We start from the raw sequence: 24800 nt of genomic DNA on the forward strand, positions 1-24800 counted from the left end.
CGCCGGAGGAGGCCGGGCCGCGGACGGGCCCGGCCTCTCCCGGTCACAGGTTCCGCAGGTACGCCAGCGACGGCGCGAAGAAGTACTCGCCGCCCTTCATCGTGACCGTCTGGGCCACCTGGGCCTGCGGCGCCGACAGCTCCGGCTTGCCCCAGACCTTCGGGAACGCGACCTTGATGTCCCGATCGCCCTGCCCGATCACCGGGTCGTGCCCGGTGGCCGGGTTCTCGAAGTCGGGGTTGTCGGCCCACGACTGCTGCGTGAACTCGAACTGGCTCAGCAGGCTGCCGTTGAAGGCCATGAACAGCAGCCCGACCTCGCCGCTCGGCCGGGTCTCCGGCGGCGAGTCGTCCCACGGCTCGTCGGTCCGTTCCCCGTACGTCTGGCCGCGCCGCGCCATGAGCACCTCACGCCCGAACGAGCGCGGGTTCGTCTTCCTGATGTGCCCGCTGAACGGGCACTTGCTGCCGTCGTCGCCGTCGAAGGTGAAGTCGTTGGTCACCGGCCCGCCGCCCGCCTTGGGCTTGCTGGTCAGGGGCGTGCCGTCCCTGAACCGGCCGACGATCATGGCGCCCGCCCGGTCGCGGTCGGCGCCGACCAGGCCCAGGCCGTCGGCCAGCTCCTGCTCGATCGTCTTGAACGCCCGTACGTTCTGCTCCAGCTTCCGGAACACCAGGTAGCTGCCGTGGTGGCGGACGGGGTTCGGCGCGAAGGGGTCGGGCACGAGCACGTTGCTCAGCGGGAACGCCGGGTTCCAGTGCTTCTTCGGCTCCTTGTCCACCTCGTCCTTCACGAACAGCGGCTGGCTGCGGCCGTCCACGTACCCGAAGTGCTCGATGCCGTCGCCGGCGGGGTTGCGCATGCCCTGCCCGGTCTCCTCGCCGAGCAGCCGCGCGCTCTCCGGCAGCTCGCCGAGGATCTCCTCGCGCAGCGCCGCCACCGGCTCGGGCTCAGCGTCGCCGATCAGGATGACGGCGTGGATCTCCCGCTGGTACGTGCGCTCCCACGTCTCCACGGGCGGGTCGGCGACCTCGGCGACGCGGCGCTTCATGCCGTCGCGGAACACCCGGTCCTCGAACTTGCGCACGTCCTCGACCGAGTGGCCGAGGTCGCGGTAGCCGGCCTTGCTGATGCCGATGCCGACGTACGGCGTGCCGCGGCTGCCTTTCGCGTTGAAGTCGTGCACCTCCTGCAGGTGCCGGCGGGCCGACTTCATCTTGGTGGTCGCGACGTGCCGGAGGAACGCCTTTCCTTCCGCCGCGTCGTTGAACCGGACGAACAGCACGGACAGGTGCTCGCGCACGTGGGCGCGCAGGATGTTCGGCTGGAGATTGTCGAGCATCGCCTTGGTATCCGCGTCGAGCGTGGCCGAGTCCCAGGCCAGAGGTTGTGCGTTGTTCAGGTCGACAGGCATTGCCGAGTCCCTTCCCCGTTTCGATGTGAAATCGGGCCCCCTAACGCGCGGCACGGGGAACGCCACATCCCCCGTGTTCCAACGCGCCCCACCTGTACGACTCCTGGGAACGCGAGAAGGTTTCCGGGAAAACGGTCGGGTTGCTTTCCCGATCAGCCGACGGTGAGAGCGGTACGCGCCACGCCGCCGTTCTCGCAGCGCACCGTCACCCCGAACCGGCCCGCCTTGACCGCCTTCAGGGCCGACGACCAGGTGGCCGTGGGCGCGGTGGGGCGGTTCCGGACGGTGGCGAAGGCGTTCGAGGTCACGTCACGCACCGTCGATCCGCCGCAGACCGCCGTCACCCTCACCTGCCGGCCGACCTTGGCCGCGGCGGGGGCGACGCCGACGCCCGCGTTGACGGCCGGCACGTCCCCGGACGGCTGCGTGGGGGCGCCCGTGGGGGCGGCCGTGGCCGTGGGGGTGGGCTTGGGGGTCGCGGTGGGGGTGCCGGTGGGCGTGGGGGCCGGGGCGGGGTTGGCCTGCCCGAAGACCACGTCCGAGCAGGAGTAGAACGCCTCGGGGCTGTCGCTGCGCTGCCAGATCGCGTAGATCAGGTGCCGTCCCTGCCGGGCGGGCAGCTTGGCGTTCATCGTGTAGAAGCCGTCCGTCACCACCGGGTTCTGCACGGTCTGGAACGGCTTGGCCTCCAGGTCCGACCACTTCAGCGGCCTGGCCGGGTCGTAGCCGTCCCTGGTGATGTAGAGCTCGAACGATCCCTTGTGCGGCGCGGTCGCCCGATACCTGAACGTGTGGGACGCGCCGCTCGCCAGGGTCGTCGCGGGCCAGTCTGCCCGCGCCTGGTCGAACCCGCGGTATTTGTCCCGCCCCGCGCTGCACAGCTTCCCGTCCGGGATGATCTGGCGGTGCCGGCCCGCCGCGTCGGCGATGTTGACCTCGTTCCAGTCGTAAAGCGGCTGGGTGCCGCCGATGGCCACGGCCTGCTTGCAGGCGGCAGACTTCGGGTTCTCCGGGCCCTCGCTGTAGCAGACCATGGTGCGGCTGGGCGGGTTGCTCATGGTGCCGTGCGCGGAGGCCGTGCCGGGGGCGACGGCGAGCACGAGCAGCGTGGGGGCGGCCAGGGTGGTGGCGACGAGCGCCTTGCGGGTGATCTGCATGTAGATCACCTTGATGCACCAGAAAGAGCGAAACTTCGGGCTTAAGTGTCCTTTAAGGCTGGCTTAGCTGCTATTTCAGTACGCAGCCACACCTGCACCTGGGCCCCGCCCATCGACGACCGGTCCAGCCGCAGCCGGCCCCCCGTCGACTCGGCGAGCCTGCGCGCGATGTCCAGCCCGAGCCCGGTGGACCCGCTGCCGCTGCTGCCCCGCTCCATCGCCGAGTCCGGGTCCGCGATGCCGGGCCCCGCGTCGGCGATCAGGATGCCGACGGTGTCCTGGCCCTCGTGCAGGGTGACGCCGAACGCCGTGCCCTCCGCCGTGTGCCTGAACACGTTCCCGAGCAGCGCGTCCACCACCGCCGTCAGCTCACCGGCCGGTACGGGCACCCGTACCGGAAGCGTGGCCCCGACCAGCTCCCACGGGCGCCGCTGGTCCTCCGCCAGCGCCGACCAGAACGTCAGCCGCTCGCGCAGCACCTCGGCCGCGTCGCACGACCTGGCCGCCCGCGACGGCCGCCGGGCCGCCGCGATGATCGTGTCCACCTCGCCCTCCAGCCTGGCCAGCGCCTGCCTGCCGGGCTCCGCCTGCGGGCCGAGCTGGTCCAGGCTGAGCTTGAGCGCGGTGAGCGGGGTGCGGAGCCGATGGGAGAGGTCGGCGGCCAGCTCCCGCTCGGCGGCCACGAGCTGGGTGACGCGGTTCGCCATGGCGTTGAACGCGGTCGCCGCCGCCTTGAGCTCGGGCGGCCCGTCGGGGTAGACGCGTTCGCTCAGGTCACCGGCTCCCAGCGCGGTCGCGGCGGTGCCGAGCCGCCGCGCCGAGCGTACGACCCGCGCCCCGAGCCGGTCGCCGACCAGCACCGAGCCGAGCACCAGCGCCACGGCCACCCCGGTCAGCACCGCCCATGACGTGACGACGCCCCGGTTGAGGTCGGCGGCCGGGACGAACACCTCGATCACCGCGCCCCGGTCCTCGTCCAGCGCGACCGGGCGCAGCAGCACGTATCCGCCGTCCAGTTCGACGGTGCTCGCCCTGGTCTCGCGGGCGGCCCTGGCCACCTCGGCGGCGGGCGCGCGGGAGGTGCCCTGCGTCGCGCCGCCCTTGACGTGGACGGCCAGCAGGCCGCGCCGCCCTGCCTCGGTGCGGGCCATGGCGTGCCCGAGGTCGTCGCTCCTGGTCGTCAGCGCCAGCACCGGGACCAGCGCGGACGCCTGCCGTTCGGCGCCCGCCAGCGCCCTGGTCTGCGCGGTCTCCTTGACGATCAGCGCCAGCGGCACGAGGAAGGCCAGCGCGACCATCGAGGTGACCGCGACCATCAGCACCGCCAGGGTGCGCCTCATCGGCATGCTCTCATCGGGGCACTCTCGTCGGGCGCTCTCATCGGGGTGCCGACAACATCACGCCGACGCCCCGGACGGTGTGCAGGTAGCGCGGCTGGGAGGCGCTCTCGCCGAGCTTGCGCCGCAACCACGACAGGTGCACGTCGATCGTCTGGTCGTCGCCGTACGACTGCCGCCAGACCTCGGCCAGCAGCTCCTGGCGGGTGACGACGCGGTCGGCCCGGGCGGCGAGGTAGGCGAGCAGGTCGAACTCGCGCCTGGTCAGCGAGAGCGGACCGCCGTCGAGCGCGGCCTCGCGCCGGCCCACGTCCACCTCCAGGCCGCCCACGCGGAACAGCTGGGGCGCGGGCGCGGACCTGGCCCTGCGCAGCACGGCGTCCAGCCGGGCGCTGAGATGGTCACCGGAGAACGGTTTGACCAGGTAGTCGTCCGCGCCCGCCCGTAACAGCCGGACGATCTCGGCCTCCTCGTCGCGGGCCGTGGCCACGATGACCGGCACGTCGGAGACGCCGCGGACCATGCGCAGCGCCTCGGACCCGTCCAGGTCGGGCAGGCCGAGGTCGAGGACGACGGCGTCCGGCGGGCGCTGCGAGATCTCCCTGAGCGCGTCGAGCGCGCACCCGGCGCTGCGGACGGCGTGCCCGCGCCGGCCGAGCTCGTGGATGATCGCTGATCTGACGAATTCATCGTCTTCCACTACGAGAACCGTCGCCATGCGCCCAACCGTACCGACGAAACCGTACATAATTCGTCTCATGCGTCGAGCCCTTCGATACGCGGCGATCTGGTGCGGGGCGACCGCGGTGGCCGTGTCGGTCTCGTGGTTCGGCGTACGGGGCGTGCTGCGGGACGAGTTCGTGGACGACGTGGACGTGGAGCCGTTCGTCGCCCAGACGATCGCGGCCGAGGAAGCCCCGCTGACCCTCACCAGCCCCAGCGCCACCCCGACCGCCACCCCCGGCCCGAGTCGTGCGCCGAGAAAGCCGGTCAAGAGCCCGGTCGAAAGCCCGGTGCAGAGCCCGGTCGAGAGCCCCGTGAAGAGCCCGGTGAAGAGTCCGGTGAAGAGTCCCGCGCCGAGAAAGCCGCTGAAGGTGGTGAAGGTGAAGGGCGGCGAGGTGGCGTTCACGCTCGGCCCGGAGGGCTGCCGCCTGGTGTCGGCCACCCCGGTCAGCGGCTACACCGCCAAGGTCGCCCGCGCCACCGGCTGGATCAGGGTGGACCTGGTCAAGGGCGAGCACGGCACGGGGGTGTTCTGCATCAGTCACGAGCAGCGCACCGACACCTGGGAGTACTGACGAGCGGCGGCCGCCGGGCTACGGCGGGCGTGGTATCCGCACCGCCTCCCTGGGGACGATTCGCCGGCCCGCCCCGGGTGCGAGGGTGGATCACATGGACGCACTTCGCAGGGCCCTGGGCTGGCTGTCGCTGCTGTACGCGCTGATCTTCCTCTCGTTCGGGCTGCTGCACGCCGGGATCGCGTTCGGCCCGGTACGCGAGCCCGTGATCGTGCCGGCCGCGATCGTGGAGACGCTGTGCGCCGGGGCCACGTTCGCCGGGGCGTACGGCGTGCTCGCCAAGCGCGCGTGGGCCTGGGACGGGCTCATCTACGGTCACGCGGCCGCGCTCGGCGGGGTGCTGATGGGGATCCTGTCGCTCGCGCTCGGGGCGGGCCCGGCGAGCACGCTGCTGAGCTGGTATCACAGCGTGATCGCGGTCCTGCTCGCCACCGGGCTGGCGGGTTCCTTCTACGCGTCCAGAGTGCGCGGGGACAGCGGGGTCACGGCTCCAGGGTCCGCAGACAGTCGGCGGCCTCGTCGACCTGGTCCTCGGTGAACACGCGGATGCCGTGCTGCTCCAGCAGCGCCGTCGTGACGCCCTGGCCGGGGCCGCGCCGGCCGCTGAACGTACCGTCGTAGATCGACAGCGCGCCGCACGACGGGCTGCCCTCCTTCAGCACCGCCAGCCGGATGCCGTACGAGCGCGCCACGGCCAGCGCCGACCGCGCGCCCGCCAGGAACTCGGCCGTCACGTCGGACCCGTCGCTCGCCAGCACGCGGGCGGCCCCGGACAGGACGGCCGCCCCGCTCGCGCCGCCCTCGATCTCGGCGGCGGGACGCGGGATCGGCAGCCCGCCTGACACCTCCGGGCAGTGCGGCACCAGCCGCCCCTCCTCGCGCCACGCGGCGAGCCGGGCGTCCGAACTGGTCTTGGCGCGACCGTCGTAGCGGACCCGGCGGCCCATCAGGCAGGCGCTGACGAGGATCCTCTCCATGCCTTCGATCCTATGAGCGCGATCGGCACCAGCGAGACGGCCGCCAGCGCGATCGCGACGCCGAACGCGTACGTGAAGGGCCGCTCCACGCCCGTCCTGGTGAACACCTGCAACAGCACGGCCAGCACCGCCACCCCGAACGGGGAGGCGAGCCGCACCGCGATCGTGCTCAGCGTGGTCGCGGCCGGGATGGCGACCGGCTCCAGCGTCTTGAACGCGGCCGCCATCACCGACGTCGACACCAGCCCGTGCCCGAGCCCCAGGACGAACATCGGCACGAGACCCCCGAACGCCGCGAATCCCGCGATGCCCGCCACCGCCACGACCACGCCCGCCGCGCCGACGCCGCGCGGCCCCTTGCTGTCGGCCAGCCTGCCCGCGACCGGCATCGTGATCGCCGCGCCGATCCCCATCGGGGCCAGCAGCAGGCCCGCCTCCAGCGCGCTCCCGCCCTGCGCGAGCTGGCTGTAGAGGGGCACGAGCACCGTGAAGCCGAACATGGCGGCCGAATAGCACACGAGCGCGCCCACCGCGGCGGCGAACTGCCTGTTCCCGAACAACCGCAGATCCAGCAGCGTGCCAGTCGTCCGCAGCGCCCGCACGGCGAACGCGGCGACCAGCGCCACGCCGATCCACAGCGCGGGGTGCAGCGGGGAGGCACCGTCGCCGATCTCGGACAGCCCGTAGACCAGCGCGGCCAGGCCGGGCGAGAGCATCGCGAGACCCAGCACGTCGAGCCCCTGCGGGTTCGCGCCCGGCTCGCGGGGGAGCAGCAGGAACGCCGCCAGCAGAGCCACGGCGCAGAACGGCACGTTGATCAGGAACAGCCACCGCCAGCCGAGACCCTCCACGATCACCCCGCCCAGCGGCGGCCCGAGCACCGGCACCAGCATCGCCGGGAGCGAGATCATGGCCATCGCGCGGCCCATCCGCTCCTGGCCGGCCGCCCTGGCCAGCATCATCTGGCCGACCGGCAGGAGCAGGCCCCCGCCCAGCCCCTGCACCGCGCGGAAGGCGACCAGGCTCCCGACCGACCAGGCGGCGGCGGTGAGCGCGGAACCCGCGACGAACAGCGCGAGCGAGACCAGCCAGACGTTCCTGGCGCCGAACCTGCCCACGGCCCAGCCGGTGACCGGGACCGTCATCGACAGGGCCAGCAGGTAGCCGGTGACCGCCCACTGCATGGTGGCGAGCGTGGTGTGGAAGTCGCGGGCCAGGGTGCCGAGCGCGACGTTGACGATCGTGGTGTCGAGCATCGTCATGACGACGCCCAGGAGGACGACCAGGCCCGTTGTCCGGAGTGAACTTCGTACGCTGTATCGCATGTCGTACACCGTAGCACTTTCGTACAGTGTCTAGGATCTGGGCGTGAGCTCGATCTGGTCCCGTCCCACGCCGCCCCGCCGCCCGGCCCTGACCCGGGAGGCGATCGTGGCCGCCGCCATCGCCGTCGCCGACGCCGAAGGGCTGGCCGCGGTCTCGATCCGGCGGGTGGCCGCGGAGCTGGAGGCGCGGGCGATGACGCTGTACTCGTACATCGAGCGCAAGGAGGATCTGCTCGCGCTGATGCTCGACGAGGTCAGCGCCGAGGTGCTCGTCGAGGAGCCGCTCCCGTCCTCCTGGCGCGAGGCGCTGCTGCTGATGGCGCGGCGGGAACGCGAGCTGGTGCTGCGGCATCCGTGGCGGGTGGAGCTGATCTCGCAGCGGGTGGCCGTGGGGCCCAACGCGCTGCGGCACGTGGAGCAGAAGCTGGCCGCCTTCGACGGGCTGGAGCTCGACCGGCTGACCCGGTGGCGGTTCCTGGCGGTGTTCAACGACTACATGACCGGGTTCGTGGTGCGGGAGGCGCAGGAGCGCGGGGCGCCCCGGTCGGAGGGGATCAACGAGGCGGAGCGGACGGCCGTGGCGGAGCCGTACATCAAGGAGTTGGTCGAGAGCGGCGAGTTCCTGCGGCTCGCGCCGATGATCGAGCAGGGGGTACGCGGGGCGGACGACAACTTCGAACGCGGCCTCAACTGGGTCCTCGACGGCATCGAACGCGCCATCCCGCAGCGGTAGCGCCGCCCTCGCTTCCGGCCGCCGCGAAATGGGGACCGGGACACCCTGGGGATAGCCTTAGCCCCGATGAACACCGTCATCTCCACGATCGTCATCGTCGTCTCGCTGCTGCTCATGCTGGCGAGCCTGATCGTCGCCGTCCGCAACCGGCCGATGGGCATGGTGCTGCTGGTCGGGTTCGCCGTGCTCGAGGTAGCTGTGCTGGTGCAGGCGGGCTTCGTGATCGCGGCGGTGGCCGGGGGGCAGGGGCCCGCCGAGAAGGTCACGCTCTTCGGCTACGTCGGAGGCCAGGTGGTGATCCCGCCCGCAGGCGTGTTCCTGGCGCTGGCGGAGCGGAGCAGGTGGGGATCGGCGATCCTGGTCGTGGCGGGGTTCGCGATCGCGGTGATGACGGGGCGGATGCTGCAGATCTGGGCGGGCGGCGCGTGACCGCCTCCATCAGCACCGGGCCCGGACGCGCCCTGATCGCGGTCTACGGGCTGTTCTCGCTGGCCGCCGGGGCTCGCGCGGCGGTGCAGATCGTCTCCAAGTTCGACCAGGCGCCGCTGGCGTACTCGCTGTCGGCCTTCGCGGCCGCCGTCTACATCGCCCTCACCGTCGCGCTCTGGCGCGGGGCACGGCTCCTGGCGCTGGTGGGGCTGGGGATCGAGCTGGTCGGGGTGCTGGCCATCGGCACGCTCAGCCTCCTCGACGCGGCCGCCTTCCCCGACGCGACCGTGTGGTCGGCGTACGGGAAGGGGTACGGGTTCATCCCGCTCGTGCTTCCGGTGGTGGGCCTCTACTGGGTGCTCCGCCACAAACGCTGACCCCGGTCGAGCCGTGCGTGCGCCGTCCGTTGGGTCGTCCTGCTGCCCGCAACCGACACAGCCAGGAATAAATGCATATTTCGGTCCTGTTAAGATGGCGATTCGTCCTATGACTTGATGAGTGGAGGACCGCCCCCGATGAGCGTGCTGACCCAAGAGGCACGAGGCCGTACCACCGGACCCCTCGCCTGGCTCCTCGTCCTGGGGATCGTCCTCGCCGCCCTCAACCTCCGCACCGCCGTCACCAGCGTCGGCCCCCTCCTCGACCAGCTGACCGGCGCGCTGGGCATGTCGAGCGTCGGCACCGGCCTGCTCACCACCCTCCCCGTCCTCGCCTTCGCCAGCGTGGGTGCGATCACGCCCACCCTGGCCCGCCGCATCGGCGAGCACCGCCTGCTCCTGCTCGCCCTCGTCACGCTGGGCGTCGGCATGCTGGTCAGGTCGCTCGTCGGCTCCGCCCCCGTGTTCCTGCTGAGCAGCGCCGTGGCGCTCTCCGGTGGCGCGGTCGGCAACGTGCTCATCCCCACGCTGATCAAGCGCCACTTCCCGGCCCGCACCGGGATCATGACCACCGTCTACACCACGGCCCTGGCGGTCGGCACCATGCTGGCCGCCGCCGCGACCGTGCCGATCGAGCGCGCGTCGGGCGACTGGCACATCGCGCTCGGCGTGTGGGCGGCCCTGGCCGCCGTCGCCGCCATTCCGTGGCTCGCGCTCCTGCGCAGTGAGCCGGAGCGGGACGCGGGCAGCCGGGACGCGGGCCTCCGCCGCCTGCTCGGCAGCAAGCTGGCGTGGATGATCGCGATCTACTTCGGCACCCAGTCGATGATCGCGTACATGATGTTCGGCTGGCTCGCCACCATGCTCACCGACAGCGGTTTCAGCACGTCGGAGGCCGGAGTGATCCTCGGCGTGTTCACCGCGCTGAACATCCCGGTCTCGATCGCCGTCCCCATGGTCGCCTCCCGCTTCCGCGACCAGCGTCCCGCCGTGGTCGGGCTCGTCGCGTTCTACGCGGCCGGGTTCCTGGGGCTGTGGGCCGGGCCGGCCGACCTGGCGCTGCTCTGGGTGACGCTGGTGGCGGTGGGCATGGGGTCGTTCCCGCTGGCGCTGATGATGCTGGCCCTGCGCACCCGTACGGCGGAGGCCACGGCCGCGCTGTCGGCGTTCGGGCAGAGCGCGGGATACCTCATCGCCGGCGCCGGTCCGCTGCTGGTCGGCGTGCTGCGCGACGTGACCGGCGGATGGACGCTGCCGTACATGCTGATCTTCGTGGTGCTCGTCGTGCAGCTGTTCACCGGCCTGTACGCGGGCCGCAACCGCTACCTGGAGGACGAGCAGGCGGTCCCTGCGAGAATGACCGGATGAAGTCCACCATCGTCACCTTTCCCGACGGCCGGACCAGCGGCCGTTCCGAGATCGTCGGGGCCGTGCCGGTGGGGGACCGGCACGGTCTCGTCGTCGCCGAGACGCCGTTCCACCCCCTTGACCACACCTGGCCCGACCAGCCCGCAGACTGGGGCACGATCGGAGGCCTGCCGGTCATCGACTGCGTGACAGGGGCCCAGTCGAGCACCGGCGAGGTCTTCGTCGGCGACGCCATCCCGGTACGGCGCGGCACGGAGGGCTGGGAATGGCTGGTCGTCCACGTCACCGAGACGCCGCTGCCCGTCGGGGCGGAGGCCGAGCTCGAGGTGGACGCCGGATTCCGGGCGGCGCTCTCGGCGGGTCACACCGCCTGCCACCTGGCCGCGCTCGCCGTGAACGCGGCCCTGGCCGGCCACTGGCGTAAGGAAGCCACGCCCGACCCGCTCGGGCACCCCGACTTCGACCAGACGGCGATCGTCTCGTCGCGGATCGAGCCGTACGGCAGCGTGGACGTCTACCGTCTGGGCAAGTCGTTGCGCAAGAAGGGGTTCTCCGCCGAGGGCCTGGACTTCGGGAAGGTCGCCCGGCACGCGAACGAGCAGCTCGCCGCGTGGGTGGCCGCCGACGCGCCGGTCCGGCTGGACATTCCGGGGCCGGGGCTGACCGCCCGCCGCACGTGGCACTGCTCGCTGCCGGAGGGCGAGGCGTCCATCCCGTGCGGCGGCACCCACGTGGGGAGCACGGCCGAGCTGGGACGGGTCGAGGTCGCGTTCTCGCTGGAAGAGGCCGCCCTGACCATGCGCACCACCTGCGGCGCCCCGAGCTAGCCGGTCAGCGGCCGGCTGCCGCGCTCAGGGGCCTGCTGGAGGAGCTGGAGGCGACGCACGTGTCGAACGCCCGCGCCCAGGGCTGGTCGTGGGAGCAGATCGCCGACGCGCTGGGCGTTCGGCGGCAGTCGGCTCATCGCAAGCATGCTCGCAGGACGGGGAGGTAGCCGCGTGTTCGCCAGGTTCACCGAGGGGGCCCGCAGGGCCGTGGTCAAGGCCGGGATACTCGCGCTCGACGCGGGCCGGCCCGCGCTCGACGCCGATGTGCTGCTGCTGGGGGTGGCCGAGGTCCGGCCGTTCTCGCTGGCGGCGTTCACCGCCTCCGAGGCCGACGTGCGGGCGCGGGTGGACGTGCGCGACGCGCGGTCACTGCTGGCCACGTTGGGGATCGACCTCGACGCCGTGCACCAGCGCACCAGGGCGGGCCTGGACGCGCCCAGTCTGTGGAGCCTGCGCCGGTCCCGGGTGCGCCCGCTGCGGGTGACCCTGTACGGGCCGCTGGGGGAGATCCCGCTGGCCATGCACTCCAGGAAGGCGATCGAGGTCGCCATGTGGCGCCCCGGGCCGGTCGCGGGTGAGGACCTGCTGTGGGGACTGCTCGCCGACCACGCGAACGGCGCCGCCGCGATCCTCCGGGACGCCGGGGTGGACCTGGCCGCGCTGATCCGCGAGGCCCGCGTCCCCACCCGGCGCACGGCCTGATCGCAGCGGCGTCAGACGGGCTCCAGGTGCGCGATCTTCTCGGGATTCGCGATGAGGTAGATCGTGTCGATCTTGCCGTCCGAGATCAGCAGCGAGGCGACCGTGATCACCCGTCCACCCGCGGAGATGACCATCGCGGGGGCGTTGTTCATGGTCGCCAGCCCGATGGACAGGTCGGAGATCCCCGCCATGCCGATCGAGGCCATGAAGGCCGCGATGTTGGCGGGGGTGTTGATCGACAGCAGCCAGCGGCTGACGTTGTCGGCGCCGGTGATGACCCGCAGCGCGGCCCGGGCCTTGCCGCCGCCGTCGCTGACCATCGTGACCTCACTCGCGAAGAGCTCGATCAGCCCGTCGAGGTTGCCCTCGGCGGAGGCGCTGATGAACCGCTCGGTGATCCGCCGCCGCTCCTGCCTGTCCACGTCGAACCGGGGCCGCCTCTCCCGCACGTGGTCCCGCGCCCGCCGCGCGAGCTGCCTGGTCGCCGGCTCGGCCCGCCCGATGATCTCCGCGATCTCGGAGAAGGGCAGGTCGAACGCCTCCCGCAGCACGAACACGGCCCGTTCGAGCGGCGACAGCGTCTCCAGCACCAGGAGCAGCGCCAGCTCGACCGACTCGGCCAGCTCGGCGTGCTCGGCGACGTCGGGCGCCGTGCTGATCGGCTCGGGCAGCCACGGCCCCACGTACGACTCCCGCCGCGACTTCGCCCACCGCAGCCGATCGATGGCCAGCCGCGAGGTCACCCTGACCAGGTACGCCTTGGGCTCGTCGACAGTCGCCTCGTCCACCCCCGACCAGCGCAACCACGCCTCCTGCACGACGTCCTCGGCGTCGGCGGCACTGCCCAGGATCCGGTACGCGACCCCGGTCAGCAGGCTTCGGTGGTCTTCAAAGGTCGGCATGAAACCATAGACGTATCACAGGGCTCTCGGTGTGACACAGGGGCTCCCGATCTCCGATACACTTGGTGATCGCAAGGGGCTATGGCGCAGTTGGTAGCGCGCCTCCATGGCATGGAGGAGGTCTGGGGTTCGAATCCCCATAGCTCCACTCTGGGCCGTTCTTGAAACGGCCGGACTGAAGTTGACGGGATCCCGTCTGATCATTGAGATCGGGCGGGATCTTGTTGTTCCAGAGGTTTCCGAATCGGGTTCGTCCTGGTTCGGGGACTGCCGAGCGGGTCTCTGGGAAGGCCCGGGTGGTGTCAGGCCGCTGGTGGGGGAGCGAGATCCGGCCGTTGGGCATGGCGAGGCCGACGGTGAGCGGGGCGCTGCGACAGGGTGGCGGGTTGTGCGGCTTATGGGGCGGGTGGTGGCCTGCTCTGGCCTGCGGGTGGTGTGTCGTCGAAGGGCTGGGCTGGAGTCTGCGGCGTGTCGGCGACTGTGACGGGCTCGTCTTGGGGCTCGTGGATGTGGCGCCACTGGTCGAGGAAGTGGTCGTTGGTGACGGTGACGAGCAGCGCGACCAGGATGGTCTGGGCGACGCGGGCGCGGGCGAGCCGGTTCTTCGGGTTGCTCAGGTCGAGGTCGTGGCCCTTGAGACGGCCGTTCAACCCCTCCGTCATCGCCCTGGCAGTGGAGTACGTCCTTCGCCAGGAGGGGCTGAGGCAAGGCAAATCCGGACGGAACTTGTCGAGGTGGCCGAGGTCGCCCGGGGTGCAGGATGATCGTGTGCTGGGACGAGGATCTACATCTTGCCGGGCGCTGACGATTGAGTCTCCGCAGGCGGTGAAGGGCTCACGTTCGAGTGGTCGATGTGCAGGTCCATGAGGTCCGGGTTGTACCTTGCCAGGAGGTAGTACGGTCGTGCCGCAGCGACCAGGACGTCCCGGGAGCCTATCCCCCGGTCCAGTGCGTGTAGTTCCAGGGCTCCGGGTTCGGCGCCCCATCGTTCGCTGATATGGGTCAGAATGCGGTCCGCCGACAAGGTATGGATGTCGAAGATGGACTGAGTCTGCTGTGCGTGCTCGTTCACCGACTTCGCGGCGTTGACGAGCTTCGCCGCTGTCGAGACAATTGGCCGCCGGCGCAGCGCGTCCAGCGCCAGGCCGTCCGCGGGAGCCCCAGGCGTCAGCTGGAAGCTGCGCACCAGGAAGGTGCCGAGCTGGTCCTTCAGCGGGCGTGAGGTTCGCTCTGACGGGGTCAGCCACAGGTCGAGGAAGCTCAGCTCTTCGAGGTTGTCAGATCGGGGATCCGGGATGACGTTGCGATGCCGTGCGTGCTCCAGCGCTCTGTCGAGGGTCGCCTCCGTGTGCTGGGTCCGGCAGTTGGAGGCACATTCCTGGACCAGATGGTTGAAGACCAGGTCCCGGTAGAAGTCTGGGTAGTCCCGGGCGAAGAGCTGACACATCCGCAGGACGCTCATCTCGGCGGTCCGGCCGTCCTCGGTGTCGACGCTGCGTGCTCCCAGCTGCCAGCGGTGCACGTAGATGGTGGGTGCCATGGTGAAGTTGGGCGAGGGGTGCGTGGTGCCGTTCGCGCGGCTTTCGTGGGGCATGCGTAATCTGTGGACCAGTTGCAGTGCGTCGTCGCGTTTGAGGTTGACGGCCCGGGTCGCGCACAGATGCCGTAGCGCTTCGACCTTTGCGGCTGGTATGGCCGCCTCGCGGGCGAGCTGGATGAGTTCCGGGTAGGAGCGCAGGCGGTACGGCCGCCGGGCCAGCACGGCGACGAGGTGAGCGGCGGTGGGCTCGTCGAGGATCCCTTCCTGTATGCACAGGCTCAGGGTCGCGCGTATGTTGACGAGGGCTTCGGAGAGCGGCCGGTAGCGTTCCTCCGCTGGACCGTGCAGGAGGGCCACCTCGTCGTCGGCCGTCAGCCGGCCTTCCAGGTAGTCGCGGTAGATGCGTCCCACGCCGTGCATGCCGAAGGTGTCGAGTTCGGCTGCGCGCAGAGCGCCCATGCTGGCAGCGCCGAGGACTGTCACGCCGGTCTGGATGAGGGAGAGGATCTCTTTGTGCCGGACGGCGCGGGTCTGGCGGAAGTAGCCGTCGATGATGCCGACGACGTCTCCCTGCTGGGGCGCGAGTTTCAGCAGGTCTCCTGCCGCTACCGGTGGGAGGACGGTGATGTCGTCCGCCGTGAGCAGATCGGCGGCCTCCGGCAGGCTGGGGCCGACGAAGAGGTACCGGGTCATCACATGAACGCCGGTTCGCAGAGAAGCCCGGGGCAGACCACTCGTACGACGGGGATCCCGAGGTCGGGCCTGGTATGGTCCGCGACCAGCGGAGATCGCCCGGTCAGGGCGAGGACGCGGGTGACCGTGGTGCGCAGGTCGTCCGCGAGGGTTTCGTTGCGGACGGAGGCGATCTCGTCGTAGCTGAGCCCGTCGGCTTTCGAGAGCGGTGCGGGACGCGCGGACCCGCTCGAGACGGCGCGCCGGTAGGCCCCCGTGGTGAGGTCGTCCCGGGCTCCGGCGATCTGGGTGGCGCGCGACTGCGCGGCTTCGGTCAGGGCGCGGCACAAGGCGACGTCACGGTCAAGGTGGGCACCCGCGCCGGCGAAGAGCACCGGGAACTCTTCGCTCCAGATGGTGGCCAGGAAGCAGGCGAGCCCGGTGGGCGACGGGAGTACTTCGACCCGGACCTCGACCGCGGCCGCGTCCATGAGGCCCAGCAGCTCCTGGGCTGGACCGTCCACGGTGGCCAGGTCCAGGGCCGGTGATGGGTTCCTCTTGGCGCGGGTCAGACAGTCGCGTTCGATGACCTCGTAGATGCCGTGGAGTGCCGCTTCGGCGAAGGTGTTACCGCTGGCGAGTCCATTGCTGTTCTGGGCGAACAGGGGTGGTGCCCAGGTGTCGCGCACACGGCCGTCAAGGCGCAGCAGGTCGGTCGGCAGGAAGGTGTCCGTTCCGTCGTCCAGGCGGCTTGCCCTGGTCCATTCAAGCTCCAGGCCCGGCCGGAGGTGGTGGCGGGGTTCCAGGGGCAGTTCGTGGACGCGGTAGCCGCACGCGCGTTCCATGTCGCCAACGGTCGCGGTCGTCTCGCCGGGATCTATGCGCTCGGCGTGCCAAGATTCGATCGATTCCATGGCAGCCGAGACCTGGGCGAGGTCATGAGTGAGGCCTTTGCCCTGGCTCACCGACACCGTCCGGGAATTCGGGCGGACGGCCTGGTGGACCGGTATGCCGATCTCGTCGAGCCAAGTGACGTCGGCGAGCCGGGTGATACCGACGATCGGGAAGAGTGGCTGGATCCGGCGCAGCGTGTCTGTGGGGGTCAGGACGCGGTGGGTGCCGGACACGCAGGCTTTGCGGATCTCGTCGAGGGCGGGAACGGGGTGTGCAAGCACTCCGTCCCCGCCCGACAGGTTGTCCGCCATGCCGCTGTCGGTGTGGTCAACAGTGGTGAGACGGCTCAATCTGAACCGTCACGCGCCGTGGACGTCGGCGGGCTCGAGGTCGTCGTTGTCCTTCAGCTTGACGCTCCAGACGGTGTCCTTGCTCGTCATCTGGAGCAAGTTGGTCAGCTCGCCACGGAGTTGGGTTGCGGTGGGCAAGTTGAGATTCATCCGCCAACCTTTCTGTCGTCGGCCGGTAGCGCACCGGCGATCCCACGCTGAGCGTAGCCAAGCCTGATCTTCCTGAGAAGATCTTTCCCGTCGGAATCCGGGCGCGGGCTTCGACGTTCACTGCGCCGGCGTCGCGGCGACGAGGACCACCTGCCTGTCCTGACCGTGTTCGAAGAGGCGCACCTGGAGCCCACAGCGGGTGAGCTGGTCGGCCACCGCCGCGCTGTCGTGGTAGAGGTAGCGCCAGACGAGCACTGTGTCGCCCGGCTCGAACGACACCCTCCTCTGGTCATCTCCGACGTCGAAGGTCACGGTGACCGGCTCGATGAACCGTGCCCGGACGAAGACTTCGCTGCGAACGCGGTCGAACCCTGTTTCCGTGACGTACCAGGAGCGGTCGATGGCGAGCAGGTCCAGTCCCACCAGCTGCTGGGGCTTGTACGGGCCGCCGACGCTGACCTGATCCATGAACGGGGGCCTGTCGACGCCGGTGTCGATGCGCAGCGTCAGCAACAGCACGTCGTGGTCGCTCATGGCGTGACATACGTGGCGCAGGACCTGGGCCGGCTCGGCGAAGTTGTACGGCGTCCCGCCGGCCAGGACGACGAAGCGGACCGGATCGGCACCATCGTGGCCGAGCATGGGTTTGGCGGTGAGGACGCGGGCGAGATCGGGGCCGGTGAAGTCGCCGCGGCACAGCTCGAAGCGCTCCACATGAGCGGGGAAGCCAGCTCGGAGGTTCTCCCTGGCCAGCTCAAGGATCTCTGCGCTGATGTCGATCGCGCGGTAGCCGGTCAGGCGGGACCTGTCCAGCAGGTGGCGGATCAGCCCGCGCACGGGACGCGTCGTTCCCGGCCCCAGATCGACGATCTGCACCGGCGATGATGACGGCGCAAGGGCGAGGAACTGCTCGGCGTGGCAAGTCAGGAGCGTGTCGAAGTCGCTCAGCATCGGTGCGAGTTCGGGGTTGGACGGCACTTCGCTTTCGCGCCACATCTCGCTCCCGTCGCCGAGGTAGGTCAGTTCGTACGGAAACTCGGCACGGTCGTTGAGCGAATCGACGATGGCACCCACCTGTGTCGCCGAGTAGGCGCGATAGAAGTTCTCGTGCGGCGACACCGCATGCTGCTGTACACCCATCACGTCGGACAGTACATCGCCGGCCACATACGTCCGTCTACTCCTCCACAGCCCCGGCTCCAGACGGGTCACCGCCGTTAACGCTGACGGTGACGGATCCTGCGGATCAGGAACGCCGAATCAGCTGTTCTTTATCCGCCGAATCGTCGTGCTGAGCGGAGGTTTGATCATTTCGCGGTGCAGGCCATGGCACCAGCGTCGGCGTCCGGCGGAGCGTGCCCGTCTCCTGATCTCCGAGCTGCACGATGCCTTGAAACAGGAGGGGCTCGGTCGCGCCGAGATCACTGGCAGCGAGATGGCTCGCCGGGGGGCATCGGGAAGCCTGATGGATGTCTCGGCCTCGGCCGATGTACTCATCCGCGACGACCTGCCACGCGGCTTGTCGCCGATCTCGCAGATCCTGCGCCGCCACGACGCCGCAGACACGGCTGAACTCCGTTACGCATCCCCGCCGCGTGCTTCGGTTCCCATTCCCTGACGCCTCAGCCGCCCCTTCTGGCCGAATACGCGGGAAACGATCAACACCCGCGTGGGAAGCGATCTCCAACGGCGCCAATGGTCCACAGGTCAGATGTACTCGTGAACAGCCCACTCTCATCAGACCGCCTTCGACCTGCCGAAACGGCTCAAGGTCGGGGGCGGTTCCGCGTCTGGGGACGCACGCCGGATGCCGGTCAGAGCCGGGTCTTGTCGTCCATCAGCGCGATCTTCTTCAGGACGTCTTCTGGCGGGACGCCCTTGGCTCCGCTGAGGTCGGCCCCGCGCAGGTCGATCTTCCCCTGGCCGCTGGGCCATTTCGCGCCGGTGAGGTCGGCCCCACGGAAGTGGGTGCCCGTGAAGTCGACGCCGCCCAGGTCGACGCCCGTGAGGTCGGCACCGTCCAGGTCCGCGTACCGGACCTTCGCGTCGATGAGGCTCGCGCCGGGAAGCCGTGCCCCGCTGAGGTCGATGTTCGTCAGGTCGGACCCGGCGAAGCTCGCCCCCGTGAGGTTCGCCCCGGACAGCGACACCCGGATCCAGGTCGAGGAGCCGATGTCCGCGTAGGAGAGGTTCGCGTGGTCGAGGAAACTGCGAACCCATCTGATGGAGCCGTCCGCCTTCTCTATGTATTCGCGGTGGCCGAAGTCGGTGTCGGTGAGGTCCGCGCCGGACAGGTCGGCGTTGACCAGCGTCAGGGCCGTGGCGCGGATGCCCGACAGGTTCACCCAGTGCTGCGCGGCCCACGGCGGCCCTGTCGGCGGCGACGTGCCGGCGGGCTTGTTCCTGGCGATCACCGCGAGCGCCGCCTGGATGTCCGCCGGGATGCGTGGCTCCTTCTCCTTGACCTTCTTCGGGGAGCGCTCGCGTACGTAAGTGGCGAGCACGTCCACGACGGTCCGCTGATCGCGCGGCGAGTCGCGAGAGATCCTCTCCAGGGCGTAGATCGCGCCGACTCTCCCCTCCAGCGTGTCCGAGCCGATCTGCTCGATAGCCCGCGTGTAACGCTCGGTGATCTGGCCTTCCTGCGTGGTGTCGAGCGAGCGGGCGGTGTAGAACAGCCCCGCCGCCGTGAACAGCAGCCCCAACAGCACCCCCGACGTGGAGAGCAACTGCATTCTGTTCTGCGTGGCGAGCGCCCTGATCTCGATGCGCTCCTTCACGGGCAGTGCCTCGAACTCCGCGCGGGAGACCCCCTTGATCGACGGGTCCCGGCCGTCGGAGAAGGTGCGCTCAAGACCTTCAATTAACCAGCCCGCGAGCGTGCGCATGCGCTGCATGAACCAAGTAAAGCCCGACAAGGGCCTACGTGGGGATGGCCTGCCGCACGCGTGTCCGGACGCCCGCGGCGGCAGGTCGCCCGCCTCGCGGATCCGCGGGCGTCCGGCTACGCGATCTATCCGTGGCCCGTGGGCATGGCTAGGCGCCGCACATCTGGCAGGAGCACCGAAGGCAGCTCGTGGAGCCGTTGGGATACAGGTAGATGCACATGCAGGAGTCGCAGCACCCGATCCACGTCGCGGCGTGGGCCTCCTTCCTGGGGACCAGCAGTCCCAGCATCGCGTCACTGACCTTGCCGAACAATCTGTTCATGGTGTACCTCCAGGTACGACGCGGATGTGTTCGGATTCGACCGTATGGGTGCTGCCGATAGGGCTGATACACGAATGTGTATGCGTGCCCTTCGGGAAATGTCCGCTCAATGTCCGGTGGCTGACCTTGTTGCGGGCCTTTTCGTTTCCGAGGATTCGAGGTGATGACCCCTGGTTCAATGGAATTCACGGTGCTGGGCGGGCTGGCGATACGGGCGAATGGGCGGTTGCTCAGGCCGGGAGCCCCGAAACAACGCACACTCACGTCCCTTCTGCTGGTGCGGGCCAACTCGCTTGCCCCGCTTCACGAGATCACCGAGGAATTGTGGGGATCGGCTCCCCCCAAATCCGCCACCGCCAATCTCCGCACTTATGCGGCGCGGCTTCGAGCCGCGTTTCCGGCGGCGGAGCGAGATCGCCTGGTCGTCCGGCCGCTCGGCTATCAACTGCGGGTCGATACAGCCGAACTCGACCTGAGGGCGTTCGAGGACAAGGCCTCGTCCGGTCGCGCGGCTCTCGAAAAGGGACGCGCCGAGGAAGCCCTGCGGCAATGCGAAACGGCGCTCGCCTTGTGGCGCGGGCGGCTGCTGGAGGACGTCCCCCACGGGCCGGTCATCGCCGCCCGTGAGGTCGCGATCGACGAGCAGCGCCGAGCGGTCCAGGAGGACCGCTGCGAAGCACTCCTGCTGCTCGGCCGGCCGGCACCCGCCATCTGGCCCCTCCGTTCGCTCGTCACGGAGCTGCCGCTGCGGGAGCGGGCGTGGGCGCTGCTGATGCGCGCTCTGTACGCCGACCACGACGTCGCCGGGGCTCTCGACGCGTACGAGCAGGCCCGCGTCGCGATCACCGGGTCCCTGGGCATCGAGCCCGGCGAGGACCTGCGGCGCCTCCACCAGGCGATCCTGCGCCGGGACCTGCGCCCGCCCCGCGCGGTCGCCTCGGCCTCCCCGCCGTGCCGGCTGCCGCGGAAGCCGGTCATCGTCGGGCGCGAGCCGGAACTCTCCTTTCTCACCCGGCGGCTCGGCGCCGCCGGCGGTCTGGTGGTGGTGCACGGCCCAGCGGGAGCCGGCAAGTCCTCGTTGGCCCTGCACGCCGCCCATCTGGTCGCGGATCGCTATCCGGACGGGCAGCTGTACGTGGACCTGCGACCGCGCCGCCGGCCCGTGAGCGATGCCGATACCGCCCTCGCGCGATACCGGTCGCTCCTGGCGGAAGGCCGCATGCTCGTGGTGCTGGACAACGCGCCCGAGGTCGCGCACGTCCGCCCGTTCCTCGCGGCCGCCCGGCTGTGCACGTTCCTCGTCACGAGCTGTCCGATGCTCACGACGCTGGACGGCGCGCTGCACCTTCGGCTGGACAGGCTGGGACGGCAGGAGGCGATGGCGTTCCTGGCGCACCATGTCGATCCGGAAAGGCTGCGGGAAGATCCCGGCGCCGCCGCCGAGGTGGTACGGCTGTGCGGCCGGCTGCCGCTCGCCCTGCGCATCGTCGCCGCCCGGCTGGTCGCGCATCCCGGCTGGTCCGTCCGCGAGCTGCTGGAGCGGCTGGCCGACGACCGGCACCGGCTCGACGAGCTCCAGGCCGGTGACCTGTCGATGCGGGCCAGCATGTACGCGCAGGTCGAGCACCTCATGGCAAGTGAGCACCCGGTGGATCGGCTCGCCATCGAGGTGTTCCGGCAGCTCGGCTCGCTTCCCGCCGCGGAGATCAGCGCGGGGGAGGCCGCCCGGAGGCTTCATGCGCCTGTCAGGAGCATCAGCCGGGCACTGGATCGGCTGGTCGAGATGGAGCTGCTCGACTTCCACGCGCGTGACCGCTACCGGATGACGGAGCTGCCCCGGCTCCTGGCCCGGGACATCGCCACCGTGTCCCGGGGCGCCTTAAGGCTCATGCCCGGCGTTTGACCGTCGTCCCGAGCAGGCTCTCGCCGTCGAAGAAGCCCACCGTCCGGGAATCCAGGCTCCAGTCGGAGTTGTCGCCCAGCACGATGAACTTCCCGGCGGGGATGGGCGTGCCCGCGGGCCGGCTGACGGCGGTCGCCACGTCGGCGGGGATGGGGTCACCGGCGACCCCCGCCACCCGTTTGATCAGCAACAGCGGGATCGAATCCGTCGCCGCCCACCGCACCACGACGATGTCGCCCCGGCGCAGGCGGTCGACTCCGGCGCGTACCACCAGCACGCGTTCACCACCGCTGTAGGTGGGCGCCATGCTCGTGCCCGTGATGGTCACGGCGACGAACCGGCGCCTGACGTACGCGAGGCCGAGCGCCACGGCGCCGCCGACGACGGCGAGAACCCAGCCGTTCACGACGGCACGCTCTGCTCGTCGGCCCGGTATCCCCGCGCCTGCCTGGTGAACAGCCGCGCGTAGGTGCCTCCCAGCGTGAGGAGCTCCTCATGAGTTCCGTACTCGGTCACCTGCCCGTCCTCCAGCACGGCTATGGCGCTCGCGTCCGTCATGGCACCGAGCCGGTGGGACACGAGCACGCTCGTGCGGCCCGCCCGATATCGCCGCAGCCGCTGGTGGATCTCGTGTTCGGCGTCGGCGTCGAGCCCCGAGCTCGGTTCGTCGAGAATCATCAGGTCGCACTGGTCGCGCAGCATCGCACGGGCGAGCGCGACGCGCTGCCACTGCCCGCCGGACAAATAGACCCCCGTGCTCGCGTCGGTCTTGTCGGCCTCGCTGAAGAACAGCCGCGAGAGCAGGGTCTCGTAGCCGTCGGGCAGGCCGGCGAGGAGGGAATGGGCGCCCGCGTCGCGTGCGGCGGCCTCGATGCGGGGCCGGTCCTGGAGCGCGCGGACGTCACCCAGGCCGACATTCTCCGCGGCCGTCAGGTCATAGGCCATGAAGTCCTGGAACACCGCGCTGATCCTGCTCCGCAACGTCTCCGGCGGCACCTCGCGGATGTCCACGCCGTCCCAGAGGATCACGCCCCGGTCGGGGTCGTAGAACCGGCACAACAGCTTGACGATCGTGCTCTTGCCCGCGCCGTTCACGCCGACCAGACCGAGTACGGAGCCGTACGGAATGAACAGGTTGACGCCCCGCAGCGCCCAGGGATGCTCCGGCGAGTACCGGAACCAGACGTCGCGGAGCTCGATCCCCTGCCGTAGCCCCGCCAGCGGACGCCGGCGCGACGGCTCGGGGAGGTCGGGCCCGGCATTCACGACGGCCCGGTAATGGTCGAACATCAGGAGCTGGAAATGAGCCCCCGCGACCTCGGTGACCAGGCGTCCGAGCGCGAGCCCCACGCCCGCCACCGCGGCCGCGAACATCGTGATGTCGCCCACGGAAAGCTGCCCCGAGCCGGCTGCGTGGACGGCCCAGACGAGGCCCGCGCCGGACACCGTCGCGCTGACCAGGCCGAGGCCGCCCTGCGTGAGCATTTCCCGTCTGCCGGTGCGCCGCTCGGCGGCGTTCGCGGAAAGCCTGTCGGCGCGCATCAGGCTCCGCAGGTGACCGCCGATGCCGAAGAGCCGTACCTCCTTGGCGGCGTCCACGCTCCCCAGCAGGTCCCCGAAGAAGATCTCCCGCCTCTGCAGCGGTCCGATGTGCCAGAACATCTGGGCCCGCCGCCGGGACAGCAGGAATTCGGCGATCGTCATCGGAAACGCTCCCATGAGCACGGCCACGACCATCAGGGGACTGATGACGATGAGCGAGCCCAGAAAGCCGGCGACGCTGATCGCCGCCTGGACGAGGGAGAGCACCGCGGCGACGACCCGTCCCGGGGCGACCCCGCCCGACTGTTTGGCCATGCGCAGCCGGTCCAGGAAGGCGGGATCCTCGAAGCGCCCGAGCCCGGCGAAGGAGTTGACCACCGCGTACAGGCGATCATCGGCCAGCAGCGCCACGGAGCGGCCCAGCTCCTCGGTGACATATTGGGCGGCACGCGGCAGGACGGTGACGACGGCTCCGGCGGCCGCCAATCCGGCGCCGAGACCGGTCAGCGTCGTCGCGTCGGCGTGGCCGGTGGCGATCTGGTCCAGGATCAGCTTGGTCAGCCACGAGACGGCGACGGGGACGGCGCCGCTCACCACGGTGAGGCCCACGTACACCAGGAACGTCGCAGGCCCGGCCCGCCAGGCCAGGCCGAGGGCGTGGCCGACGCCCCCCAGACGAGGCAGCCGCACCGTCAGGCCGTTGCGACGTCGTGGGGCAGCAGCGCGGCGGGGGCCGACTCCGATCGGAGCACCTGACCCGAGGAGTCCACCACCCCGAAGAGCGGGTACGCCGTCACGCCGAACCCCGTGGCGATCGGCCCGTCGGGCGCCTCGCCCACGACCCTCGCCACGGGGGTCAGCCGCTCGACGTACTCGGCGGCGCGGTCGCGTTTGCCGATGACGACCACCAGGGTGTTCTGCCGGCCGCCGGGCCACTTCTTCGCGGTTTCGACGAGGTGGGGCAGGCTTTCCTCGCACGGTTCGCAGCCGGGCGTCAGGAAGGCGACGAGGGTGTCGCCCGCGAGCAGCGCCCGCGCGACCGGCTCCCCGTCGGTCGTGGTGGCGGCGAAGTCCCCGACCTGGCTGCCCACCGGTAGAGAGGGTGCCTCGCCCGTGATCGGGGTCGCCCGGCCGGCGAGCAGCTCCGTGTGCTCGCGGAGCCGCCGGATCACACCGAACGTGAGCAGCAGATTGAGCACCGTCAGCACGCTGACGAACGCAAGGATCGCGACGAGACCTGACATGGGGGTCCTCTCCCTTTCGCCGTGGCCGGGCATCGGAACCCTAGGAACCGCGGCGATAGGCCCCGCATACGCACTCGTGTATCGGCCCGATCGGCAGCCTCTCTACGGTCGGCTCCGAGAACCGTCGGCGTTCCGCTTGGAGGCGGGAATGAACAGATTGTTCGGCAAGGTCAGCGATTTCATGCTCGGCCTGGTGGTGCCGAGGGCCGAGGCGGCGGCGTACGCTCCGCCCCCGGAGTGGATCGGGTGTTGTGACTTCCAGATCTGCAAGTTCCGGAGCGGGAGCGGCGTGATCGCGTGCGCCCAGTGCCTGGACCCGCGCTGCCGATGACCGCGTAGGCGCGAAGGCCCGTCCGGACGGGCCCTCCGACAGGTTCTTCAGGTCGGTGGCCACGTCGACCTCGGGGTTGGCGCGGACCTGCCCGCCGACTGGGTGGAGGCCGCGCGGC

General features: G+C 70.5%; 28 protein-coding genes and 1 tRNA gene. 11 read left to right on the forward strand and 18 right to left on the reverse strand.

The features are described 5' to 3' along the window. Positions 1-43: 43 nt before the first annotated feature. From ACWEPL_RS37315 to ACWEPL_RS37330, 4 genes are all read right to left on the reverse strand, one after another. Positions 44-1414, reverse strand: a complete 1371-nt coding sequence (locus ACWEPL_RS37315; protein WP_363966504.1) for a Dyp-type peroxidase — start codon at positions 1412-1414, stop codon at positions 44-46. 152 nt (positions 1415-1566) lie between these two features. Further along, on the reverse strand, positions 1567-2571 hold the full coding sequence (locus tag ACWEPL_RS37320) for a lytic polysaccharide monooxygenase auxiliary activity family 9 protein (protein ID WP_452438944.1): 1005 nt from the start codon (positions 2569-2571) through the stop codon (positions 1567-1569). A 41-nt stretch (positions 2572-2612) separates the two neighbouring features. Then, positions 2613-3911 carry a sensor histidine kinase gene (locus tag ACWEPL_RS37325; RefSeq protein WP_452438945.1) on the reverse strand — a complete coding sequence of 433 codons (1299 nt, stop codon included), beginning with the start codon at positions 3909-3911 and terminating at the stop codon, positions 2613-2615. 37 nt (positions 3912-3948) lie between these two features. Beyond that, complete coding sequence (locus ACWEPL_RS37330; protein ID WP_363966498.1) at positions 3949-4626, reverse strand: response regulator transcription factor; 678 nt, start codon at positions 4624-4626, stop codon at positions 3949-3951. 40 nt (positions 4627-4666) lie between these two features. Between ACWEPL_RS37330 and ACWEPL_RS37335 the strand changes: the two genes are divergently transcribed. Next, complete coding sequence (locus ACWEPL_RS37335) at positions 4667-5206, forward strand: hypothetical protein (RefSeq protein WP_452438946.1); 540 nt, start codon at positions 4667-4669, stop codon at positions 5204-5206. A gap of 94 nt (positions 5207-5300) precedes the next feature. After that, on the forward strand, positions 5301-5744 hold the full coding sequence (locus ACWEPL_RS37340; protein WP_363966494.1) for a hypothetical protein: 444 nt from the start codon (positions 5301-5303) through the stop codon (positions 5742-5744). Here the strand turns inward: ACWEPL_RS37340 and ACWEPL_RS37345 are convergent. Both ACWEPL_RS37345 and ACWEPL_RS37350 read right to left on the reverse strand, forming a co-directional pair. Further along, on the reverse strand, positions 5689-6183 hold the full coding sequence (locus ACWEPL_RS37345; RefSeq protein ID WP_363966492.1) for a DUF523 domain-containing protein: 495 nt from the start codon (positions 6181-6183) through the stop codon (positions 5689-5691). The two genes, ACWEPL_RS37340 and ACWEPL_RS37345, sit on opposite strands and share 56 nt — an antisense overlap. Continuing rightward, a complete protein-coding gene (locus ACWEPL_RS37350; RefSeq protein ID WP_452438947.1) occupies positions 6153-7508 on the reverse strand; it encodes a DHA2 family efflux MFS transporter permease subunit in 1356 nt (451 codons plus the stop codon). The genes ACWEPL_RS37345 and ACWEPL_RS37350 overlap by 31 nt, the downstream gene beginning before the upstream one ends. A 43-nt stretch (positions 7509-7551) precedes the next feature. On the opposite strand from ACWEPL_RS37350, the gene ACWEPL_RS37355 reads away from it, so the two are divergent. The 5 genes from ACWEPL_RS37355 (at position 7552) to ACWEPL_RS37375 (ending at position 11242) form a co-directional block, all read left to right on the forward strand. After that, positions 7552-8241 carry a TetR/AcrR family transcriptional regulator gene (locus tag ACWEPL_RS37355; RefSeq protein ID WP_452438948.1) on the forward strand — a complete coding sequence of 230 codons (690 nt, stop codon included), beginning with the start codon at positions 7552-7554 and terminating at the stop codon, positions 8239-8241. 66 nt (positions 8242-8307) lie between these two features. Continuing rightward, positions 8308-8670, forward strand: a complete 363-nt coding sequence (locus tag ACWEPL_RS37360) for a hypothetical protein (protein WP_350740632.1) — start codon at positions 8308-8310, stop codon at positions 8668-8670. Next, positions 8667-9047: a hypothetical protein gene (locus tag ACWEPL_RS37365; protein WP_452438949.1), complete on the forward strand. Its 381-nt coding sequence runs from the start codon at positions 8667-8669 to the stop codon at positions 9045-9047. The genes ACWEPL_RS37360 and ACWEPL_RS37365 overlap by 4 nt, the downstream gene beginning before the upstream one ends. A 138-nt stretch (positions 9048-9185) precedes the next feature. Beyond that, positions 9186-10415: a CynX/NimT family MFS transporter gene (locus ACWEPL_RS37370; RefSeq protein WP_363966486.1), complete on the forward strand. Its 1230-nt coding sequence runs from the start codon at positions 9186-9188 to the stop codon at positions 10413-10415. Continuing rightward, positions 10412-11242 (forward strand): metal-dependent hydrolase, encoded by an 831-nt coding sequence (locus ACWEPL_RS37375; RefSeq protein ID WP_452438950.1) that lies wholly within the window; start codon positions 10412-10414, stop codon positions 11240-11242. The genes ACWEPL_RS37370 and ACWEPL_RS37375 overlap by 4 nt, the downstream gene beginning before the upstream one ends. Here the strand turns inward: ACWEPL_RS37375 and ACWEPL_RS37380 are convergent. Next, positions 11239-11379, reverse strand: coding sequence for a hypothetical protein (locus ACWEPL_RS37380; protein ID WP_452438951.1), 141 nt, complete (start codon positions 11377-11379; stop codon positions 11239-11241). The two genes, ACWEPL_RS37375 and ACWEPL_RS37380, sit on opposite strands and share 4 nt — an antisense overlap. Positions 11380-11413: 34 nt before the next feature. Between ACWEPL_RS37380 and ACWEPL_RS37385 the strand changes: the two genes are divergently transcribed. Then, entirely contained in the window at positions 11414-11944 is a 531-nt protein-coding gene (locus tag ACWEPL_RS37385; protein ID WP_452438952.1) for a Clp protease N-terminal domain-containing protein, read from the forward strand. Positions 11945-11955: 11 nt separating this feature from the next. Here ACWEPL_RS37385 and sigJ read toward each other — a convergent pair whose 3' ends face one another. Next, positions 11956-12846 carry an RNA polymerase sigma factor SigJ gene (sigJ, locus tag ACWEPL_RS37390; RefSeq protein ID WP_452438953.1) on the reverse strand — a complete coding sequence of 297 codons (891 nt, stop codon included), beginning with the start codon at positions 12844-12846 and terminating at the stop codon, positions 11956-11958. 75 nt (positions 12847-12921) lie between these two features. On the opposite strand from sigJ, the gene ACWEPL_RS37395 reads away from it, so the two are divergent. Then, a tRNA-Ala gene (locus tag ACWEPL_RS37395) sits at positions 12922-12994 on the forward strand. A gap of 247 nt (positions 12995-13241) precedes the next feature. On the opposite strand, the gene ACWEPL_RS37400 is transcribed toward ACWEPL_RS37395, so the two are convergent. The 7 genes from ACWEPL_RS37400 to ACWEPL_RS37430 all read right to left on the reverse strand — a co-directional run bounded on the left by ACWEPL_RS37400 (position 13242) and on the right by ACWEPL_RS37430 (position 19662). Further along, positions 13242-13508 (reverse strand): hypothetical protein, encoded by a 267-nt coding sequence (locus ACWEPL_RS37400; RefSeq protein ID WP_452438954.1) that lies wholly within the window; start codon positions 13506-13508, stop codon positions 13242-13244. Positions 13509-13630: 122 nt separating this feature from the next. After that, positions 13631-15079 carry a TfuA-like protein gene (locus tag ACWEPL_RS37405; RefSeq protein ID WP_452438955.1) on the reverse strand — a complete coding sequence of 483 codons (1449 nt, stop codon included), beginning with the start codon at positions 15077-15079 and terminating at the stop codon, positions 13631-13633. Then, the gene (locus ACWEPL_RS37410) at positions 15079-16263 is read right to left on the reverse strand and encodes a YcaO-like family protein (protein WP_452438956.1); all 1185 of its coding nucleotides are present in this window, start codon (positions 16261-16263) and stop codon (positions 15079-15081) included. The genes ACWEPL_RS37405 and ACWEPL_RS37410 overlap by 1 nt, the downstream gene beginning before the upstream one ends. A 48-nt stretch (positions 16264-16311) precedes the next feature. Continuing rightward, the gene (locus ACWEPL_RS37415) at positions 16312-16452 is read right to left on the reverse strand and encodes a hypothetical protein (RefSeq protein WP_355199200.1); all 141 of its coding nucleotides are present in this window, start codon (positions 16450-16452) and stop codon (positions 16312-16314) included. Positions 16453-16569: 117 nt separating this feature from the next. Further along, positions 16570-17664, reverse strand: coding sequence for an L-histidine N(alpha)-methyltransferase (locus ACWEPL_RS37420; RefSeq protein WP_452438957.1), 1095 nt, complete (start codon positions 17662-17664; stop codon positions 16570-16572). 602 nt (positions 17665-18266) lie between these two features. Further along, positions 18267-19349, reverse strand: coding sequence for a pentapeptide repeat-containing protein (locus ACWEPL_RS37425; protein ID WP_363966472.1), 1083 nt, complete (start codon positions 19347-19349; stop codon positions 18267-18269). Positions 19350-19488: 139 nt separating this feature from the next. Beyond that, the gene (locus ACWEPL_RS37430) at positions 19489-19662 is read right to left on the reverse strand and encodes a hypothetical protein (RefSeq protein WP_363966470.1); all 174 of its coding nucleotides are present in this window, start codon (positions 19660-19662) and stop codon (positions 19489-19491) included. Between the two features lie 178 nt (positions 19663-19840). Between ACWEPL_RS37430 and ACWEPL_RS37435 the strand changes: the two genes are divergently transcribed. After that, positions 19841-21565 (forward strand): BTAD domain-containing putative transcriptional regulator, encoded by a 1725-nt coding sequence (locus ACWEPL_RS37435; protein ID WP_452438962.1) that lies wholly within the window; start codon positions 19841-19843, stop codon positions 21563-21565. Here ACWEPL_RS37435 and ACWEPL_RS37440 read toward each other — a convergent pair. The 3 genes from ACWEPL_RS37440 to ACWEPL_RS37450 are packed head-to-tail and all read right to left on the reverse strand — an operon-like array spanning position 21549 to position 24351. Beyond that, positions 21549-21971, reverse strand: a complete 423-nt coding sequence (locus tag ACWEPL_RS37440) for a S26 family signal peptidase (RefSeq protein ID WP_452438958.1) — start codon at positions 21969-21971, stop codon at positions 21549-21551. The genes ACWEPL_RS37435 and ACWEPL_RS37440 overlap by 17 nt on opposite strands. Continuing rightward, positions 21968-23797, reverse strand: coding sequence for an ABC transporter ATP-binding protein (locus ACWEPL_RS37445; protein ID WP_452438959.1), 1830 nt, complete (start codon positions 23795-23797; stop codon positions 21968-21970). The genes ACWEPL_RS37440 and ACWEPL_RS37445 overlap by 4 nt, the downstream gene beginning before the upstream one ends. 2 nt (positions 23798-23799) lie before the next feature. Beyond that, a complete protein-coding gene (locus tag ACWEPL_RS37450) occupies positions 23800-24351 on the reverse strand; it encodes a TlpA family protein disulfide reductase (protein WP_363966462.1) in 552 nt (183 codons plus the stop codon). Between the two features lie 148 nt (positions 24352-24499). Here ACWEPL_RS37450 and ACWEPL_RS37455 point away from each other — a divergent pair, with 148 nt between their 5' ends. Beyond that, positions 24500-24682 carry a hypothetical protein gene (locus ACWEPL_RS37455; protein WP_185078139.1) on the forward strand — a complete coding sequence of 61 codons (183 nt, stop codon included), beginning with the start codon at positions 24500-24502 and terminating at the stop codon, positions 24680-24682. The last annotated feature ends 118 nt before the right edge of the window (positions 24683-24800 follow it).

The organism is Nonomuraea sp. NPDC004186 (genome assembly GCF_053603495.1).